The organism is Paenibacillus sedimenti (assembly GCF_014534655.1).
GTDB lineage: Bacteria > Bacillota > Bacilli > Paenibacillales > NBRC-103111 > Paenibacillus_E > Paenibacillus_E sedimenti.
Window position 1 is genome coordinate 377,231 of the sequence record NZ_JACVVD010000004.1, and the last position, 18,640, is coordinate 395,870.

Below are 18,640 nucleotides of genomic sequence, written 5' to 3' on the forward strand. Positions count from 1 at the left end.
ATCATAAAGTTTCTATGGATTCCAGTTAATTCCTGCATGAGAAAAAAAGTCCTTATTCCTTTTTTCATGGGCATACATCGGTTATCCATGTAAATAAAGACAGCCCTCCACTAGGATAGCTGTCTTCAATATCAAATGGAGTAAATCCTGAATCCCTATAACTGTTGATCTCATTGATGAGCAACAGCGAAAATCTTGTTCCATTCCTTGTCATACGTTGTACGATTCGGAAATGCGATTGCAATTTCCTTGAGACGCTGCAGCATTTATCTCCCTGCCTTCTCTTTAATCGGGATATAAATATCCATCTGGAGAAGTTCGTTCTTGTTCGTATGGCACCGTTCATCATAAAGCTCGAATTCGGATCTGCCTGCGTGTTCATAGCCTGAATGCGGGAACCATTCCTCAAATATCGACTTCCATGTACTCTGTATCGATGCGCTGAATTGATCAGGCGATACTTTCGGCGTGGTGAACACTGCATAGTTTGCTTCCGGAAACTCCCTGCTTACCAATCCTGCCGGCATGCCGTCAAAATGAGTGACTTCCATGCCGATCAGATACGTAAATGCGCCCGTTTCCATGTTAAAATCCGTGCAAATCCCCAGCTCAACAGGTGCCCCTGCATGTACCCGATTTGGAATCGCGCATCCTTTATTTTCCTGTAAATACTGACTCCAAAAGGCAGGGATCTCCTGCGAATTTTTACCGTCCTTAGTAGTCGTTTTAAGTTCGTAGCCAATTACTTTATAAGCCGGTTTCCGAACGATAACATAGTCCATTTTAATTCCTCCCAGGTATGGATTGAATCGCTTTTGCAGCACATTCGCTTTCGGGTAATAGGGGGTGAGGATTCCTCGCTTGCGATACTCGGCCGGCGTTAGCGCAAACATCTTTTTGAATGCGCGGGTGAAATTCTCATGAGACTGAAATCCGTTGTCGAGGGCGATTTCGAGCAGCTTTTTATCTGTGTGTGCGATTTGATAGGCCGCTTCGGCAAGCCTTCTCTTACGAACGTAATCCATCACTGGGTCTCCTACAATACTTTGAAAGACTCTATGAAAATGAAATTCGGAGAAGCAGGCCTCCTGCGCTAATCTCGAGAGTGACAGATGTTCCGCCCGATGATTTTCGATAAATTCAATCGTCCGTTGAATCTGGATGTAATAATCTTCACCCATTTTATACCTCCTGTTATCTAAAAATAGTGTATATGGAATCACAGCTGTATTCTTGATAATTCTTGCTATTGTAGCACTTACCTGCTAACAACGAATCGATGTTTCAAGTAAAAGGTGAACAGGCTCATATTCAATATCCCCCATAGAACGAAGATTACGTATACCGGAAATACCCATGGGTCAGACCACTGGAATAAAGAGCGTCCAAGGATGGTCGGCACAATCGAGTAGGCACTTAGCATCAGCCAAAGTAATCCGCTAACATGCAACCAATTCAGTCGTGCGCGTAACGATAGCGGGCATCGGGACAGTAGGATTGCTAGGATCGGAGCAGCCTGCAAACCATGGAATCCAAGAAAATGCACAGTCATGATATTCCCTTGCTCACCGATTAAACGACCGCCCGCCAGAATCATCCAAACCCCGCTCCCAAAGCCTATTATGGCCGCCAGCAGTCCGTAACGAATCCCCAGAACAAGCAGTGGGTGGATTTGGTAGGAACGCTCTAGAAAAAATTGAGCGATCAACCACACATACATCACAATAACAGCGATGAAGAGCACTCCATCCAAGATACCAGGTAAAATATCCGTATAAAAATTCCCAACACCAAAACGCGGGTCTACCCCGCGGAATACTTGAATGATTTCAACGGTATAGCCATAATAGACAGCAATAGATAGTAAGCGTTGAAAGTTAGCACGTGAATGAGATGCAAGACCTGATAGGGGCATAATTAAAGCAGTTGTAGATAAAAATACCCCAAAAGCCAAGCAAAACGAGGTTGGTTTATGCAATTGAAGCTCAGGGGGAAACATGAATCCTGCCTGTTGAACTAGCAAACATACACAACAGATACCTCCCAGAAGGAAGCCGATTGCCGACATTTGGTACAGCCACTTTTGCTCTGAACGAAACAGCAGTTCCTTGATCATAAGACTCTCTCCTTGTCACCGTGATTTGCTGTCATCATTATAGACATCAGCGAGAAATCCTGAATATATAACGAAAGCTATATCTTGATGTATCTTGGGATATATTCAATACTTAACTACGGAGAAATATACGCGTGTTCGTAGGGAGGCTATAATGACAAAAAGGAGGATGTACATTGGAATTAGAACGGCGCGTATCGGCAGTTGAACCTTTGATCCATTGTCTTGTGAATTACTTCAGAATCGCTTTCATTCTCATGCTTTGCAGCATGTACGCGTTTACCCATAACCAGTCGCACGGACCGGTTTTATTTTTTACTATAGTCTCTGCCTTGGGCTTCTGCATCAATCATATCCTGTACAGATATCTTGCCAATAATAAATATTCCTTAATAGTGCTTAGCGTCGATTTTTGTCTGGCTGCAAGCTATGGATTCATCTACTTACAAGAAAATTATCCGGATCAGCTGCTTGTCGGCATGGTCGGTTTAGTGTTGTTTATGCGTCATAAAGGCCGATTCATAACGGTTGGCTGGCTATTGCTTTTAAGTGTATACTGGACTGCGTTGCTAATCATCCAATCCATGCATAAAGACTTCCTGGATTGGATTTATGTGCTTATTACGTTTTCATTTGTCCTGTTTGCTTCTGTCATCGGTGCGCTAGTGCGTTATTATCAGGAAGCAAGGGATGAGGCAACCGGTTTAAACGGTCAGCTGTATGCCTACATGCAGCAAGCAGAGAAGCTTGCTGCCGAGCAAGAGAGAAATCGAATCGCGCGCGAAATTCACGATAACGTCGGCCACTCGATGACAGCATTATTGGTACAGCTTCAAGCTGTACGCAAGCTGCAGCATATCGCCCCGGACGAAAGCTCGGCTGCAATGGTTAAATGCGAACTGCTTGCGCGAACTGCCTTACAGGATCTTAGAATTTCCGTTCGGGCAATGCAGCCGGAGGAATGGTCCGAGTATTCTTTAAAGCAATCATTGGAGCGCTTGATCCATGACTTCAAGGAGATAACTGGAATCCAGGTGTTGCTGGAAACCGAAGGGGATCTGGAGCCACTGCGGGAACCGATTAGATTGTCCATATTTCGAATCGTTCAAGAGGCATTAACGAATGTAAGAAAGCATGGCAATGCATCCGTCGTTACCATTCACTTAGACATACGAACAGACTCGATTCAATTCTCTATAAGGGATAATGGAGGGGCAACTGAGCATTGGAAGGAAGGCTTCGGCATTAAAAATATGCGCAAGCGCGTCGAGGAATACGGAGGGCTGCTAGCTGCCTCCTCAGAACCGGGCATTGGCTTTCAACTGCAAGTCCGCATCCCTATGAATCTCCATTAAACATGAGAGGATAAGTGAAAATGATACGAGTTCTGATTGCAGATGATCAAGCGTTACTTCGTGAGGGCTTATCGACATTATTGAAGCTGGAGCAAGGAATTCAAGTCATTGGTACTGCTGTTGATGGAGAAGATGCCTATCTCCAAGCGCTGGAGAAGCGACCGGATGTCGTATTAATGGATATTCGAATGCCTGGAACCGATGGGGTTGAGGGGACTCGCAAAATTAAACAGGCGATGACGGATGTCAAAGTCCTTATACTAAGCACCTTTTACGATAATGATCTGTTGATGCGGGCGCTCGAGGAAGGAGCCTCCGGCTATTTGCTTAAAGAAATGCCTTCTGAAGCAATAGCTAGCGGCATTCGAACGGTCCATTCAGGGGGAGTCGTGCTGCAGCCCTCTATTTCCGAGCAGCTTATGGATGCTTTGAAGAAGATGAAAGAAAAGTCGCTTGATCGAGATGCGGATCGAAGGAAAGAGCTAGAGCGAGTAAACGAATTAACAGAACGGGAGATTGAAGTACTGCGCCTATTAGGGCTTGGGAATACCAATAAAGAGATTGCGGGAGCGCTTTTCATCACGGAAGGAACCGTTAAGCTGCATGTGTCCAACCTGATGGCCAAGATGAAATTTCGGGATCGGACGCATGCTGCCATATTTGCTGTCCGATGCGGCATTATGGATAAATGATTACCAACTAAAAAACGTACCCGATCGGGTACGTTAGTAATTCCATATTTGTTTAAGCCTTTCCTATTTCAGTTCAACTTTGATTAAGTTAGGATCTACTGCTTTCAATAAGCTTAAATCGTGATAAGTAGTCGCTTGGGGCACCGTTTTAATATTGCCGACACTCTTTAGATATTCCCCCACTGCCGCACCGTTGCTGCCATTCACATAGGACTCCTCTACCACCATTGCATACACGTTGCGGTCCATGATTTGCTCCAGTTCTTCCACACTCAGGTGCAGTTCCGGCGCTAATATTTTGATTGCTTCTTTGCGGTTTATATTGATATAATCGGTCGCTTTTTTCAAAGCCACCAGGAGGGCCTTAATCGTGTTCGGGTTCTTTTGGATATAATCGTCCGAAACTTGCATCGTCGTATGCACGCTCATCCATTCCACATTGCCTTTTTTGTCCGGCAGTTCGCTTTTCGTACCGCTGAACAGGAATTTGCCCCCGCCTTGGATCGCCTTGGTGATGAACGGCTCCCAGCATGCCATGGCGTCGATATCGCCTTTTTGCAGCGCGACGACGGCATCGCTTGGCGCCAAGTTGACGTACTTGATTTTGCTGACGTCGACACCCAACTCCTTGCCCATGTTGTCAATCGCAATCTTCACGTCGGCTCCGTTAGGGATGCCGATCGTTTTGCCTTCCAGATCTTTGGCGCTTTTGAGCTCCAGCTTCTTCGAGCCGACAACGGCTTGTGTACCGGCGATTTGCGCTAGAGGGGCCACGATTTTGACAGGCACATTGGAGGATTTGAGGATAATGTCCATGAAATTGGTCTGGATGCTGACAGGTGCGCTGCCGCCGGCTACCATCGGTCCGATATCAGGGCCGCTTTCTATCAGTTGGCTTTTGACGTTCAGCCCAACTTCTTTGAAATAGCCCAGCTTATCCGCAATAATTTGCTGGGATGAAATTTGCGCGTCCCTTACTCCGACCAACGTTACATCTTTGGTTTCCGGGATTATTGCCGCTGCAGATGCAGTTGCTGCTGCAGTCGCCGCAGGTGAGGCTGCCGAAGTTGCAGCCGCCGTAGCTGCTGGAGCTGTCGTTGTCGTTGCCGCTTCTTTGGAACCGCATGCTGCCAAAATCAGTGTCGATGTTACGATTAACGCTAAAGATTGAACCCATTTCCCTTTGTTTTTCATTGGTTTCCCTCCGCTTATCGTCTCTATTTATTGGGCATTCAACTGCAGCTGTTTCTACTTCTCAACGGCATCGCGCATGCCACCCTTCCGCCAAGCCAAGACCCTCCTTTCCAGGATTTTCACAAGGTAAGAAAATAAGCTGTATGCCAAGCCAATGAGAATAATGGCGACGAACATGTTGGATATTTTAAAATAGTTCCTGGCATCGACGATGATATATCCGAGCCCGGATTTAGCCCCCATCATCTCGGAGACGATCAAAGCCGAAAAAGATAGCCCCAGACTGACGCGGGCACCGACGATAAAATTCGGAATGGCCGACGGAATCATGACACGCGTGAAGATTTGACGTTCGGAGGCACCCAAACTTAGTGCAGAACGGATTAACGTCGATGGAACCGACTTGAACCCGTCGACCGTATAAACGAGTACGGGGACGAACGTTGTCCAAGCAATGAGCAAAATTTTGGGAAACTCGCCAATCCCGAACCAGATAATGAATAACGGCAGCAAGGCCAGAGCCGGAATGGGACTTACGAGATTGAGAATGGGCGACATCCATCGTTCCACGCTCCGAAATTTGCTCATCAGGACGCCGATCACAATCGCAAACAGACACCCGGTTACGAACCCTGCAGCAATCCGGAGCGAACTGGAGACGAGGCTCTCCACGACGAGTCCTGTCTTCGCTAGCGCCCAAGCATCGGATAATATAAGCGAAGGCGGCGGCAGAAAGAGCGGATTAAACCAGGTAAACTTCTCATTACTTCGAGAAAAAGCTTCCCATACGACGAAAAAGGTCAGAAATGGCAGCACGTTCCACTTTTCGAAAAAGCCGCTCCCAGCGGTGATACGCTTCTTCGGCGGCGCAAGGCGCTTGGCCGGTATCTGCACCAGCTCGCCGTCCGCAACTGCCGTTGTCGAGGTATCGTTCATCGGATTGCCTCCTCCGCTTCATTTTCCATTAAGACCCGCTCGATGCGATGCATCGCCTCACCAAAGCCGGGAGATTCAAACGTCCTTGGATGGTCAATGTTGATTGTAAACGTATCGGCAATCTCACCGTCCTTCATCACAACGACCCGGTCGGCCAGAAAGACGGCTTCGCTAATGCTATGCGTGACGAACAGGATCGTCGGTTTCAGCTTGTCGCATATCCTTCGCAGCTCTCTGCGCATCATGTCCCGCGTTAAAATATCGAGAGCGCCGAACGGTTCATCCATAAGCAATATTTCTGGCGCGCTCGCAAGTGCTCTGGCGATCCCTACCCGCTGCTTCATGCCCCCGGACAGCTCGGCCGGATAATGATTCGCATACTTATCAAGCCCGACCAGATTCAGAAATTCTTTGCCGATCTCTAAGGCTTTGGCCTTGGGCGTACCTTGAACCTCCGGACCAAAAGAGACGTTTTCGAGAACTGTATACCACGGAAATAACGCATGATCCTGGAACACCATGCCCCGCGACTTGGACGGTCCCTGAATGCGTTCCCCATCCACGGTGATCTCTCCCTCATCAGGAAGCAAGTAGCCGGCCACCATATTGAGCAGCGTCGACTTCCCGCAACCGCTGTGTCCCAAAATACAAATAAACTCATGGGCGTGCACGGTCAAATCTACATTTTTCAGGACAATGCGATCTCCATAGCTTTTTCCAACATGCTGTGCGATTAGTTGCATCCTCTCACCCCTCGGTCAGCCATTGTAAGTTGCCACAAATTTCATACAAGATTGTATACAATCCATGTTTTAAAAAAAGCTGCTCTTCCCTTATTATTTTCTTGTCCCCGCATACCCTCTCGATTTGAATATATCTGCTAGCGAATTAGACTGCGTACCATTTTCCCCAAAATCCAGAGTTGACTCGATATCCTTCAAATGGTCAATCATCAGCTTTTCAGCAAGCTCTCCATTCCCTTCCTTCATGGCCTGCAAAATATGCTCGTGTTCGTGACAGTACACGTTCTTCCTCATCCCATAAAAAGCAATGATGACGTACGTAAGTGAAATCAACTCTTCCAGGTACCTGAAAAAGTAGTAATTGCCGGCAAACTCTCCGATCCGAAGGTGAAAATCGCCTGTGATTCTCAGAGCCCCGAGCAGATCTCCGTCCCGATGTGCCTCGTGCTCTTTCTGCAGGAGCTTATGGAGCTGGTCGAATTGATCTTCGGTCAGGGTTCGGCTCACCTTTTTGATGGCGGCGGCTTCGAGCACTCTTCGCATTTCGAACACTTCTTTGGCTTCATAGATCGAAGGGCACGCGACGAACGTCCCCTTGTAAGGAATGACCGTCACCAGCTTCTCGCTGGCCAATCGGCGCAGCACATTGCGCACCGGCGTTCGGCTTACCCCAAACGATTCGGCCAAAACATCCTCGACAAGCTGCATATTGGGACGAAGCTTTTGCTCAATAATGGCGTCCTTGATCGCCTTATACATGTCGACTTCGTTCGCTTGTAACATGAGATTGCGTTCTCCTATCTCTTGTTGATGGATGTTTCACCATGATGGTAATATACGGCTTTGTTCGCGTCAATATATCTAACATGAATGTACGTTAAATTTAGTTTACAACACAAAAAAGTGATTTATTTTTGGGGAATCCACTCAAATCATACTGCCCCTCACTTATTTGCGTCACATTTTATTACACTAAATAGTTCAAGCAATCAGCCTTTACTTCGTTACCTTCCACCTGCATGCCCTTTTCGGGCGCTACGGAAACGTGTCGGTACAAATTTGCGGATCGTAAGGGGCATAGTAGTGGGAGAAGCAAGTCTGTAAAGATGTTTTTCATCGCTACAGACTAGAGGGTCAGGTGGAATCGGGGATGGAGCGATGCTTTTCATTCTTGCAGACGAGGGATGGCCAGAGTTGTGACGTGAAAAGAGGTGCTATGATGTTTTTGGAATTTTAGCGCAGGATTCATGTAACAAACAAAAAGAATGGCCAAGCAGAGATCCATCTCTACCTGGCCATTCTTTTCTATTGTCGTGCTCTGCCGGCTGACCGCCAAACAGCCCAGCCGCTAACTCCGTATAACAAAGCGCTTGTATAGAAAAGCGCATTTATGGTCAGCCAATCGATGAAATAGCCGCCGATGATAACGGCAAATCCGGAGGCAACGGATGTCCAAAAGTGATAATTTCCTATGAACGCACCTCGCGATCCACGCTCCGAGTGGTCGGCGATGAGCAACCGTTCGCTCATTTTTTGCATCGCGTTGCATGTACCCATCAGCAGTTGGAGGATAAGGACCCATGTATAGGACATCACCCAAGGAAAAATAAGCATCGCTGCCATCATCCCCAAGGAACTGGCGATCAAAATCCGTATGCCATGCCTATCCAGCCTGGGAGCCAACCACTGTGATACGGCAGCGGAGCTTATCGTAAAAACAGCAAAGGCGAGCCCGTATTTGGAGTAGCTATTCCCCAGGTTTTTCAAGAAGAGCAAATAGTACGGATAAATCATTCCCGCAGCCAACGTGACAATGCTTTGGGACCGAATTAGCCATTTTACATCCATTTCCGACTACTCCCCCTTATAATCTTTATAAAAATAATTCATGAACAGGTGATCCGGATCATACTGATCTTTCTTGTTGAAAAACTCTTGATGCTTCGGATATACCGTCCGAAATTGCTCAAGTGACGGGTAAGGCGCGTAAGGTAAGTAATACGTCCCATTATGCTTAATGACCTCATCCACGATGTTCTGCATGCTCGATTTAACCTTATCCTGAGCTTGCTCTGAAAGCGGCACATGAAAAAGACAAACCAGTGCAAACATGTCCTCCTTCGCATACGATAGTACGGCTTCTTGATCCTGGTTTACATAGCGAACGGTTATGTTCAATAGATCCATATTTTCTTTGCCTAATACTCGTTTCATATTCTCAAGAAACCCGGCAAACTCACCGACAGGAATGAAATACTCCTGTAAGAGATCATTGGCGCCTGCCTGTCGGTATTCCATAAATTCGGATTCGGATCGCATCGCGTTATTCCGGCTGATCGGTTGCCCTTCTTGTTTGTTAAAATAACTCTTTTGTATATCCCAAAATGTATCCCGCGCCGAAGTAAAAGACCGGTTGAGGTTAAACATCAGCTTGGTCGGAATCACCCAGTTTTCCCTGGATCGCAGCCGATCATGTCCATTTAACGGAACTTCAGGATTGCGCCTATAATTAATCGCGTACATATCCGTTAGAAAAGTGCCGGGAGCTACGGATACCCGCGCAATATGCATATGAATATCCGGATCGGATTTCACCTTTTTCATAAAGTAATCGCTGTATTCGGCTGCGCTCATTTGATCACTGCTAATCGAGTACATTTCATTATCCGTCAAGGTAAGGATCACGTCTAAGATAATGCCGAATAACCCGTATCCTCCAAGAGCTAGCGGGAACAACTCTTCATGCTCGGTACGACTAACTTCGATAATTTCACCGTCTGCCGTTAACAACCGAAAAGATTCTACACTTTTGATAAGCGACCCATGCCGGATGTCCCGACCATGCGCATTAATACTGATGGAACCGCCCACGGTAAAAATATTTTGGGACTGCATCGTTTTTACCGATAGCCCGTAAGGGTTGATCGTATTTTGGATGTCGTTCCAGGTCGCTCCGGCCTGTACACGAATTTTTTTCTTCTCCGGCCAAAAATCAAGTACTTGATTGTACGTCGTCATGTCAACGACAATCCCATCCTCATAATATGTGTGCCCGCCTTGGCTATGGCGCTGACCGGCAATCGAGAGGGTGAGACCCTTCTGCTTCGCTTCACGGATAAGAGCAATTAATTGCTCTTCTTCCTTCCCCATAACGACTCGTTCCACTTTTACGGGGTGCAGCCGGCTATAGTCCGTTATCAGGTAAGGGTCTTGATCCAACCCGCCATGTTGGTAGTAATTGAGCAAACATACGAGAGTCAGCAGCAATAAAATGATCGACTTTTTCATTTCAACACCGCCTCATCCTCTTTTCATCTATTCTAAAATAGAAAAAAGCATTTTAAAACCAATATTGGCTTTAAAATGCTTGCATGCTTAATTCTATGCTTAGAGTTTAAATTTGTGAGCCATGAACTGCATCTCCGAGGACATGATTTCCAGCGACTCCGATGATTTGGTCAGCTCCTCCATCGCTGCAAGCTGTTCTTCCGTCGAAGCGGAGATCAGATGCGCCAGATCGTTGGTCTGGTTCGCCATCCGCTCAATCTCCTGTAAGGAAGCGGCAATTTCTTGCGAGCTCGCCGACATCTCTTCGGCAGCTGCCGAAGCTTCCTGCACCTGATTCACAACGCTCCGTGTCGCATCGAGAATGCGAACAAAAGCTTGACCCGTATGCTGGATTGCGCTCACGCCTGCAGCAACTTCCTGTTCCCCTTTATCCATCGCTTCGCCGGCCTGTTTCATATCGTCCTGGATAGCCCGGATCAGTTCGGCGATCTCAGCGGCTGATGCCGTAGAACGCTCGGCCAGCTTTTTCACCTCGCCCGCTACGACGGCAAAACCTTTACCTTCATCTCCGGCGCGCGCAGCTTCAATGGATGCGTTCAAGGCCAACAAATTCGTTTGCGACGAAATTTCCGTGATCACTTGGACGATGTCGCCAATATTGTGCGAACGTTCCGTCAGCTTCTCAACAATCTTCGCAAGATCGCCTACTGTTCGACTGACAGCATTCATTTGCTCAGTAGACTCGTTAATCAGCAGGTTTCCTTGCTCTGCTTCACGCAGCGTCATCTCGGATGCTTCATAAGCAGTCGAGGAAGTTGTCGCGATCCGCTGGATCCCAACAGCCATTTCTTCCATCGCCGTCGAGCTTTCATTGACGCTTCGTGCCTGCGTTTCGTTGCTTAAAGCCATATCCTGAATCGAAGTCGCAATTTGGTTGCCCGCGCCTGTCGTTTCCCCGATCGACTGATTTAACTCATGCGTTGCATCCGTCAACCGGTCGGAATTGGTCAACAGTCCGGAAACGATTTGGCGTAAATGCGTGTACATCGATTCAAATGAAACAGCGAGCTCACCGATTTCGTCTTTATTGTGCACTTTGATATTCGCTGAACGAAGATCTCCTTTAGCGAACTGTTCGGCCTGACGGGCAAGCTGCTTGATCGGTCTCGATATATGAAGAGCAAATAACGTCATCACCACGCCTCCGGCGATCCAACAGCAAATTAACGTAATGATCATCGTGTTCCAAATACGATCTTGTCCCGCATTATAATCCTGTTCATAGGAGCCCGCCGAAATGATCCAGCCCCAATCGGAATTCGTGACCTCTGAATAGGCAATTTTTTCTCCTTCTTGCGAAGATTCGGGAAGCGGCCAGTTATATATCGTGAAACCTCCGCCGTTTTTCCCTTTTTGAATCATATCTTTAATATAATAAAAGCCGTCATTCGTCTGCTTGTCCAAAATATTTTGACCTTCCAAAGCCGGATGCGCCAGTAAGTCACCCTTCTCATTCAAAATGAAAAAGTAACCGTTGGTCCCGAGATTGAGGTTAGCGTTAATGGATCGCTTACCGTCCTTCATCTCTCCAAGTAATATCTGCTTCACTTTTTCCTGGGCATCTTCTTTGGACATCGTTCCCTGTTTCGAAGCTTTTTCAAAAGAAGCTGTCAGCTCCAAAGCCATCTTGACCATATTTTGCAAGTTGCTTTGTATTAACTTATCCGTTTCCTGGTGTGAAACGTTATAAGTGATCCCGCCAAAAACTAATATGGGCGTTAACAGCAAAAACAGTGAGACCAACATTAATTTTTTGCGTATCGTCAACCGCCATATTTTTTTATTATTCGACATAAATACCCCTCCTAAGAACGAGAACCAAGACTTTTGCCCTAGTTATTTTTAAATTATATACGTACTTCACCACCGTTGGTTCGCAAAAATAAATGAGTTTCATGAACATTCTGTGAAATTGTGAAATTTTACCTACCTATGCAAACAAAAAAAGGCCATCATTACGATGACCTCTTCGTACCGCCAGCCTAATCAGTAGGCTGCAGCAATCTTTCGCCGGCAATGCCGGGCGTTGTCATTTGAATCGGGTTGAGAATCTCTTCAATCTCCTCCGGTGTCAGCAACTGCTTCTCAAGGATGAGCTCTTTCAGCGACAAGCCCGTGCGCACCGCTTCTTTCACTAATTGCGCGGCAACTTCATAACCCAGATGCGGATTGAGCGCCGTGACAATGCCGAAACTTTGCTCCACATATGCTTTGCACCGCTCCCGGTCCGCTTCCATGCCTTCAACGGCAAAGCGCTCAAACACCCCGGCGGCGTTGCGCATTATTTTTAAAGATTGCAGGAGATTGAAAGCGATGACCGGCCCCATGACATTCAGCTCGAATTGGCCCGCTTCGCAAGCCAGGCAAATCGTATGGTCGTTGCCGATCACCTGAAACGCTACCTGGTTGACAACTTCGGCCATCACCGGGTTGACCTTACCCGGCATGATCGATGAACCCGGCTGTCTCGGCGGCAGCTTGATTTCGCCCAGTCCGACGCGAGGACCTGAAGCCATGAGCCGAATATCGTTGCAAATTTTCGACAGATTGACAGCACATACTTTTAGCGCTGCGGAGAGCTCGGTGTAGGCATCCATGTTTTGTGTAGCATCCACCAGATGCTCTGCAAGCTCGATCGGCAGCCCTGTTTGCTCTTTCAAGTGTTGCATAACGCTTTCCACATAAGCAGGTTTTGCATTAAGTCCTGTACCTACTGCCGTTGCTCCCATGTTCACGGAGAGCAGTCCTTGCGAAGCTTGCGTAATTCGCTTGATGTCTCTGTCGATGACGCGGGCATAGGCGCCGAATTCCTGTCCCATCCGAATCGGAACCGCATCCTGCAAGTGGGTCCGGCCCATTTTAATGACATCATCGAACTCAATCTCTTTCCGGGCAATAGCAGCTTGAAGTGTTTTCATAGCGATGAGCAGCTGCTCCGTCAAACGGAATGCGGCGATCTTAATCGCAGTCGGGATTACGTCGTTCGTCGACTGCGACATATTGACGTGGTTATTCGGATTGCAGTGAAAATAATGGCCTTTTTCTTCGCCCATCAATTCCAGCGTCCGGTTCGCCAGTACTTCATTCATATTCATGTTAATGGAGGTTCCGGCTCCGCCTTGAATCGAATCTACGATGAATTGGTCGAGTAAACCGCCTTGCCGAACTTCCTCAGCTGCCGCAACCAGCTGCTCGCCGATTCTTCTGGGCAGCATGTGGGTATCCATGTTAGCCAGCGCCGTCGCTTTCTTGACCTCAGCCAAAGCCGTAATCAGCTCTATGTGTATAGTTACTCCGGTAATCGGAAAGTTTTCTATTGCACGCATCGTCTGAATACCATAAAACGCTTCCGAGGGAACCTTCTTCTCACCTAAAAAGTCTTTTTCGATCCGATAACTCATCGAACGCACCGTCCTTATACTTCGTCATCATTGAAGAGCATGACGCAAGAGATGCAGCACTACCAAACGCTGCTCATGGAAACACATTCGCGATAGATGCCTAGGTCTCCTGCTTCCAATGTTTAAAAATTAACCAGTGGTTAATAGAATATCCTCTCACAACTAGGATACGCATTTCAACCTACTGAAAACACGGACAAAAGCGAAAAAACTCCTCATGACCGAGGAGCTTTCGAAAGTTTGCGATGACGTGGATGCTCAGAGAGAACGGAACCAAGCAAGCGCTTCACGCTGGGGTTAGTCGACGATAAGAACTGAGTTTTATCTTCACAACGCAATGCAACTTCCCCGTTATCCAATACGGCTAAAGTATCGGAAATGGCGTAAGCGGCTTTAATATCATGCGTAATAAAAAGATAAGAAAGGCCGAAAGTCGATTTCAATTCGTTTAATAAATTCAGGACGTTGGCTTGCGTTACCATGTCCAGACTGCTGACCGCTTCATCCAATATGATCAGTTTCGGCTTCAAAGCGATCGCTCTCGCGATATTGATTCTTTGCAGCTGTCCACCGCTAAATTGAGATGGGAGCTTGTGCATATCCTCAGAGCGAAGTCCGACTCTTTCAAGCAGCTCACCGATGACTCTTTGTTGCTCCTTCAAGGATAAGCTCTCATAATTTTGCAACGGCTCCCCGATGATTTGCTCCGCCGTCATTCGCGGATTTACGGAAGAGTAGCAGTCTTGAAACACCACTTGAAGGTCACGGCGAAGCCGTTTTCGAGTTGAGGTGTCCGTATCATAAAGATCGATGCCTTGAAAAAGAACCTGACCTTTTTGCGGTTTTTCTAGTCCGAGAATCACCCTGCCCAACGTGCTTTTGCCAGCTCCACTCGTTCCGAGAAGCCCCAGACATTCTCCCTGTTCGATCGAAAGGGAAACGCCGGAAAGTACCGTTGTACGCCGTTTCGCCTGCCAGAACAAATGGGAAGCGGCATAACTATGCGAGACGTCTTTCACCTGCAGCAGACTCACGTTCTCACCCCCTGTTTATTAGCTAAGAGGAGGATGTAAAGCAAAGTGACAGCCCCAATAGCCATACAGCCGGAAAACATCGCTTCGTACGAATACGCGTTGGCCACCAGACTAAGCGCCCAAGTACCGACGGAAGTTCCGAAGTCGGCAGCGGCAATGAACAGACCGATCCCTCTGCCTCTAAACCGTTCCGGCACGACGAACGAAACATAAGTGAGCAGCGTTGGATACAGCATCGACAAGGCAATTCCGTTGCACACTGCCGCAATCAGTATAACAGGCATCGATTCGGCCATTCGCACCAGACCTACGGCAGTCGTAATCAGGCATATCAGGACAATGACCATGCGAAACGGAAAACGTCCGTTCGTCGGAATCATTTTTCGGCCGAAAAAGCGAAGGGTGATCAAAACTACCGTCTCGGCGAAGAAATACAAACCCGCATAGGGGAGCTCGCGGTTAGCCAAATAAAGCGGAAGAAAAGCCGCCACCGTTCCAATGATCGCTGATGCAAGAAGCATGGTTACGGATGGGAACAGAAGTTTCGGGTCTGCCCATCCTCTGTAGGACTCAGTATCATGAGGATTCGCATTCGGCGGTTGGGCATCTCTACGGATCTCAGGCAGTTTAACGTTCAAGCCTATGAGAAGAGTCATCACGCTGAGCGGTATCAAGGCCAAAAAGATGTATGACATAGGTACTATATCAGTAAAATACACCACGAAAAACGGGCCGTATGTATAGGGCAGCATTGACGAGAGCGAGAATAAAGACAGTCCTTGTCCCCGGGCCTTCTCCGGCAGCACTTCGATGATCATCAGATGCAAAACCATCGAAACGAAGGATAAGATCACCCCCTGTGCCATTCGAAGTATGGCGAAAACCCAAAGCTCATGAATAAGGTACATCGATATCACAACCACATTCAGAATCAATGCTCCTGTGAATATCCGTCTGTAGCCTAACCTGTCTACGATTTTACCCGCAACGGGCCTTAAAAACATCGAGGTAAACATATAAGCTCCCATGATCATACCGATCTGCGCCGGGCTTGCTCCGAGAGCGTGCGAGTTCAGCGGCAGAAGGATCAGCAGGGCATGGCTCGTTGTATAAAATAAAATCGAAATGAGGTAAATCTGAATCGCTTTCGACCCAAACGGCGTATCCTTCGCAACCATCGCCGGCTGCTGGGTGATATTCATGACAGTACAAGCTCCTTGGTCTGTTGGTTAATCGGTAATGTGAGTCTGGCATCAAGCAACTGCTTCGTGTACGTATGCTGCGGATGATCGAACAGCTGGTAAACGTCCGCTTTTTCTACGATCCGGCCCTGCTGCATCACGGCGACTTCATCAGCCATCTCTGAAATGACCCCCAAATCATGGGTGATCAAAAGAATGGATGTGCCGTATTCGGAGCGGATGCGATCCAGCTGCCGCAGTACCTGGAATTGATTGGCCACATCCAACGCTGTCGTCGGCTCATCGGCAATCAGCACAGATGGACGCAAGCACATGGACATGGCAATCATAACCCGTTGCAGCATCCCTCCGCTTAGTTGGAACGGATACCGCCGCATCAGCGCGGAAGGATCCGATAAATTCACATCATGCAAGGAGGTGACCGCGCAATCGTATGCTTGTTTTTTCGTTAGTGCGGTATGCGTCCGGATCGTTTCGACGAATTGATCGCCGATCGTAAACACGGGGGAGAAAGCATTCATCGGATTTTGCATAATCATAGCGATCTCTTTCCCGCGTATTTTCCGCATATCTTCGGCTTTGAGCTCACTGAGCTCGCGCCCGTTCAATCGAATGCTGCCCTCCACATGGATTGTTTTCCGGTCAAGCAGTTGCAGAATCGACTGACATGTGATTGATTTACCGCAGCCGCTTTCACCGATAAGACCGAGCACATGGCCCCTCTTCAGCTCCAGATCGATGCCATGGACAAGGGGCAACATCCCCTGCGCCGTCTTTACCTTTACTTGCAAACCGCTTACCTGCAAAACATTGCTCGGTTCTCTCATTGATCTCATTCCTTTTCAAAGCGTCGCTTAACACCAAACCGATCCGACAGAGCTTCGCCCAGCAAGTTGAACGAAACTACGACCAGAAGTATCATGATTCCCGGGTACAGCATTAGTTCCGGATTGCTGCGTATGAATGATTTTCCTTCGTGAATCATCGCCCCCCACTCCGGCGCAGGCGGCTGAATGCCAAGTCCCAGGAATGATAGAGCGGAAATATCCATGATCGCCCATCCCATTTCCAGTGTTCCCATAACGACAATCGGGGGAAGCACATTGGGAATAATATGCTGCCTGATAATCTTCCATTGTGAGGAACCGCTTATTCTGGCTGCAGTGATGAAATTCCGTTCCTTCAAGCTGATAACCATGCCTCTGAACATCCGGGCGTAATACACCCACTGCACCAGCATCATCGCCAAAACAACCTGTGGCAGTCCAGGCCCGAATATCCCGACCAGCCCAAGGATGAGCACGAGATTCGGAAACGACATGACCCCTTCGCAGAACCGCATCAGCACAAAATCGATCAACCCGCCTATATAGCCGGCAATCGCTCCGACGAACAAACCGATTCCCAAAGATGAGATGAAGATCAGGGACGCAAAGCCTAACGAAACGCGGGCGCCATGCAATAAGCGAGACAGAATGCAGCGTCCCAAATGGTCAGTGCCCAAAGGATAGTCAAGCGAAGGCGGCTGCAGCTTAAGCGCCAAATTCACCTGAATCGGATCATGCGGTGAGATCCATGGAGCCAAAATGGTAAGAATAAAGAGAACAAGCAAGAAACCTAAGCATACCAGAGCGGTCTTCTGACTCCTAAGTCCCGTTCGTATACTTGCGATCATAGGCCTGTTCTTCCTTTCCGGGAAATTCGCGGGTCCATCACCATTTGCAGAAGATCCACGATCAGATTGCATACGATAAATAAACAAGCAACGATCAATACGTAGCATTGAATGACCGGTATGTCTCTATTTAATATCGAGTCGACAAAATAACGGCCGAATCCGGGCCAAGAAAAGACGACCTCCACAATAATCGTACCGGAAAGTAGCTTACCCATGTTCATACCCAGACCGGTAATCATCGGCGAGATCGCGATTTTCAGCACGTGCTTGCCCAAGATGATTTTCTCCTTGATCCCTCTTGTTCTAGCGTATAACACATAGGGCTCTTGCATTTGTTCAAGCACGCTCGTACGAAGCAGACGGGTATAAATGGCAATCAGCCCCAAAGCCAGTGTGAATGAAGGCAATACCAGATGCATGAGCGTCCCTTTGCCTTGTACGGGAAATAAATCCAGCTTGACGGACAAGAAAAAAACCAATAGGTACCCAAGCCAGAATTGCGGGATGGATGCTCCAAAGAAAGCAAGCAGCCGGCTAAAATGGTCGATCACGCCATTTTTATAAACGGCCGATAAAAAGCCGATGGGCACGCTGATCAGCACGGCTAAAACAATGCTGCTGAAGGCGAGCTGGAGCGTTGCAGGCATCCGGTGCGCGACCTCCTGCCAAACCGGCTCCTTTGTAATATAAGATGTGCCGAAATCAAGTCGGCACATCTTCATAAGGGACTCCACGTATTGGACCAGCAGCGGCTGATCCAGGCCGAATTCATGCCTGACCTCGGCCAGCAGCTCTTCCGTCGGGTGAATATGGGCTACTGTCAGATAAACTTCAGCCGGATCGACGGGTGAAAGATGGATCAGTACGAAAGATAGAAGGGTGGCAAAGAGAAAGATGGGAATGACGGCAAGGAGCCGTTTCCCGATATAGCTGTGCAAATC

Annotated in this window: 17 protein-coding genes; 2 read left to right on the forward strand and 15 right to left on the reverse strand. The window is 47.9% G+C overall.

What is annotated here, in order from left to right:
- Window positions 1-266: 266 nt before the first annotated feature.
- Together ICC18_RS14620 and ICC18_RS14625 are read right to left on the reverse strand one after the other, a co-directional pair.
- Window positions 267-1,181: an AraC family transcriptional regulator gene (locus tag ICC18_RS14620; RefSeq protein WP_188175154.1), complete on the reverse strand. Its 915-nt coding sequence runs from the start codon at window positions 1,179-1,181 to the stop codon at window positions 267-269.
- A 77-nt stretch (window positions 1,182-1,258) separates the two neighbouring features.
- Window positions 1,259-2,116, reverse strand: a complete 858-nt coding sequence (locus ICC18_RS14625; RefSeq protein WP_188175155.1) for a hypothetical protein — start codon at window positions 2,114-2,116, stop codon at window positions 1,259-1,261.
- Between the two features lie 176 nt (window positions 2,117-2,292).
- Here ICC18_RS14625 and ICC18_RS14630 point away from each other — a divergent pair, with 176 nt between their 5' ends.
- Both ICC18_RS14630 and ICC18_RS14635 read left to right on the forward strand, forming a co-directional pair.
- Window positions 2,293-3,471, forward strand: a complete 1,179-nt coding sequence (locus tag ICC18_RS14630) for a sensor histidine kinase (protein WP_188175156.1) — start codon at window positions 2,293-2,295, stop codon at window positions 3,469-3,471.
- A 20-nt stretch (window positions 3,472-3,491) separates the two neighbouring features.
- The gene (locus ICC18_RS14635; RefSeq protein WP_188175335.1) at window positions 3,492-4,163 is read left to right on the forward strand and encodes a response regulator; all 672 of its coding nucleotides are present in this window, start codon (window positions 3,492-3,494) and stop codon (window positions 4,161-4,163) included.
- 63 nt (window positions 4,164-4,226) lie between these two features.
- Here the strand turns inward: ICC18_RS14635 and ICC18_RS14640 are convergent, their stop codons facing one another.
- The 13 genes from ICC18_RS14640 to nikB all read right to left on the reverse strand — a co-directional run bounded on the left by ICC18_RS14640 (window position 4,227) and on the right by nikB (window position 18,637).
- Window positions 4,227-5,357 (reverse strand): ABC transporter substrate-binding protein, encoded by a 1,131-nt coding sequence (locus ICC18_RS14640; protein ID WP_223192565.1) that lies wholly within the window; start codon window positions 5,355-5,357, stop codon window positions 4,227-4,229.
- Between the two features lie 54 nt (window positions 5,358-5,411).
- Window positions 5,412-6,293 carry an ABC transporter permease gene (locus ICC18_RS14645; protein ID WP_188175157.1) on the reverse strand — a complete coding sequence of 294 codons (882 nt, stop codon included), beginning with the start codon at window positions 6,291-6,293 and terminating at the stop codon, window positions 5,412-5,414.
- Window positions 6,290-7,036 (reverse strand): ABC transporter ATP-binding protein, encoded by a 747-nt coding sequence (locus ICC18_RS14650; RefSeq protein ID WP_188175158.1) that lies wholly within the window; start codon window positions 7,034-7,036, stop codon window positions 6,290-6,292. The genes ICC18_RS14645 and ICC18_RS14650 overlap by 4 nt, the downstream gene beginning before the upstream one ends.
- Window positions 7,037-7,129: 93 nt before the next feature.
- Window positions 7,130-7,819, reverse strand: coding sequence for a GntR family transcriptional regulator (locus ICC18_RS14655; RefSeq protein ID WP_188175159.1), 690 nt, complete (start codon window positions 7,817-7,819; stop codon window positions 7,130-7,132).
- Window positions 7,820-8,341: 522 nt separating this feature from the next.
- Window positions 8,342-8,884 carry an MFS transporter gene (locus ICC18_RS14660; protein ID WP_188175160.1) on the reverse strand — a complete coding sequence of 181 codons (543 nt, stop codon included), beginning with the start codon at window positions 8,882-8,884 and terminating at the stop codon, window positions 8,342-8,344.
- Between the two features lie 6 nt (window positions 8,885-8,890).
- Window positions 8,891-10,324: an FAD-binding oxidoreductase gene (locus ICC18_RS14665; protein WP_188175161.1), complete on the reverse strand. Its 1,434-nt coding sequence runs from the start codon at window positions 10,322-10,324 to the stop codon at window positions 8,891-8,893.
- Window positions 10,325-10,423: 99 nt separating this feature from the next.
- Window positions 10,424-12,178, reverse strand: coding sequence for a methyl-accepting chemotaxis protein (locus tag ICC18_RS14670; protein WP_188175162.1), 1,755 nt, complete (start codon window positions 12,176-12,178; stop codon window positions 10,424-10,426).
- A 188-nt stretch (window positions 12,179-12,366) separates the two neighbouring features.
- Complete coding sequence (gene aspA, locus ICC18_RS14675) at window positions 12,367-13,785, reverse strand: aspartate ammonia-lyase (protein ID WP_188175163.1); 1,419 nt, start codon at window positions 13,783-13,785, stop codon at window positions 12,367-12,369.
- 215 nt (window positions 13,786-14,000) lie between these two features.
- On the reverse strand, window positions 14,001-14,819 hold the full coding sequence (gene nikE, locus ICC18_RS14680; RefSeq protein ID WP_188175164.1) for a nickel import ATP-binding protein NikE: 819 nt from the start codon (window positions 14,817-14,819) through the stop codon (window positions 14,001-14,003).
- Window positions 14,816-16,021 carry a staphylopine family metallophore export MFS transporter CntE gene (gene cntE, locus ICC18_RS14685; protein ID WP_188175165.1) on the reverse strand — a complete coding sequence of 402 codons (1,206 nt, stop codon included), beginning with the start codon at window positions 16,019-16,021 and terminating at the stop codon, window positions 14,816-14,818. Before cntE ends, nikE begins: the two co-directional genes overlap by 4 nt.
- The gene (gene nikD, locus ICC18_RS14690; protein ID WP_188175166.1) at window positions 16,018-16,848 is read right to left on the reverse strand and encodes a nickel import ATP-binding protein NikD; all 831 of its coding nucleotides are present in this window, start codon (window positions 16,846-16,848) and stop codon (window positions 16,018-16,020) included. Before nikD ends, cntE begins: the two co-directional genes overlap by 4 nt.
- A gap of 5 nt (window positions 16,849-16,853) precedes the next feature.
- Window positions 16,854-17,696 carry a nickel ABC transporter permease subunit NikC gene (nikC, locus tag ICC18_RS14695; protein WP_188175167.1) on the reverse strand — a complete coding sequence of 281 codons (843 nt, stop codon included), beginning with the start codon at window positions 17,694-17,696 and terminating at the stop codon, window positions 16,854-16,856.
- Window positions 17,693-18,637: a nickel ABC transporter permease subunit NikB gene (nikB, locus tag ICC18_RS14700; protein WP_188175168.1), complete on the reverse strand. Its 945-nt coding sequence runs from the start codon at window positions 18,635-18,637 to the stop codon at window positions 17,693-17,695. The genes nikC and nikB overlap by 4 nt, the downstream gene beginning before the upstream one ends.
- Window positions 18,638-18,640: the final 3 nt, after the last annotated feature.

What these genes read in the sequence shown, in the direction of transcription:
- nikC (WP_188175167.1), bottom strand. Translation starts at nt 17,696, where the DNA reads ATGATCGCAAGTATACGAACGGGACTTAGGAGTCAGAAGACCGCTCTG.
- ICC18_RS14670 (WP_188175162.1), bottom strand. Translation starts at nt 12,178, where the DNA reads ATGTCGAATAATAAAAAAATATGGCGGTTGACGATACGCAAAAAATTA.
- ICC18_RS14650 (WP_188175158.1), bottom strand. Translation starts at nt 7,036, where the DNA reads ATGCAACTAATCGCACAGCATGTTGGAAAAAGCTATGGAGATCGCATT.
- ICC18_RS14665 (WP_188175161.1), bottom strand. Translation starts at nt 10,324, where the DNA reads ATGAAAAAGTCGATCATTTTATTGCTGCTGACTCTCGTATGTTTGCTC.
- cntE (WP_188175165.1), bottom strand. Translation starts at nt 16,021, where the DNA reads ATGAATATCACCCAGCAGCCGGCGATGGTTGCGAAGGATACGCCGTTT.
- ICC18_RS14645 (WP_188175157.1), bottom strand. Translation starts at nt 6,293, where the DNA reads ATGAACGATACCTCGACAACGGCAGTTGCGGACGGCGAGCTGGTGCAG.
- ICC18_RS14620 (WP_188175154.1), bottom strand. Translation starts at nt 1,181, where the DNA reads ATGGGTGAAGATTATTACATCCAGATTCAACGGACGATTGAATTTATC.
- ICC18_RS14640 (WP_223192565.1), bottom strand. Translation starts at nt 5,357, where the DNA reads ATGAAAAACAAAGGGAAATGGGTTCAATCTTTAGCGTTAATCGTAACA.
- ICC18_RS14625 (WP_188175155.1), bottom strand. Translation starts at nt 2,116, where the DNA reads ATGATCAAGGAACTGCTGTTTCGTTCAGAGCAAAAGTGGCTGTACCAA.
- nikD (WP_188175166.1), bottom strand. Translation starts at nt 16,848, where the DNA reads ATGAGAGAACCGAGCAATGTTTTGCAGGTAAGCGGTTTGCAAGTAAAG.
- ICC18_RS14635 (WP_188175335.1), top strand. Translation starts at nt 3,492, where the DNA reads ATGATACGAGTTCTGATTGCAGATGATCAAGCGTTACTTCGTGAGGGC.
- ICC18_RS14655 (WP_188175159.1), bottom strand. Translation starts at nt 7,819, where the DNA reads ATGTTACAAGCGAACGAAGTCGACATGTATAAGGCGATCAAGGACGCC.
- aspA (WP_188175163.1), bottom strand. Translation starts at nt 13,785, where the DNA reads ATGAGTTATCGGATCGAAAAAGACTTTTTAGGTGAGAAGAAGGTTCCC.
- ICC18_RS14660 (WP_188175160.1), bottom strand. Translation starts at nt 8,884, where the DNA reads ATGGATGTAAAATGGCTAATTCGGTCCCAAAGCATTGTCACGTTGGCT.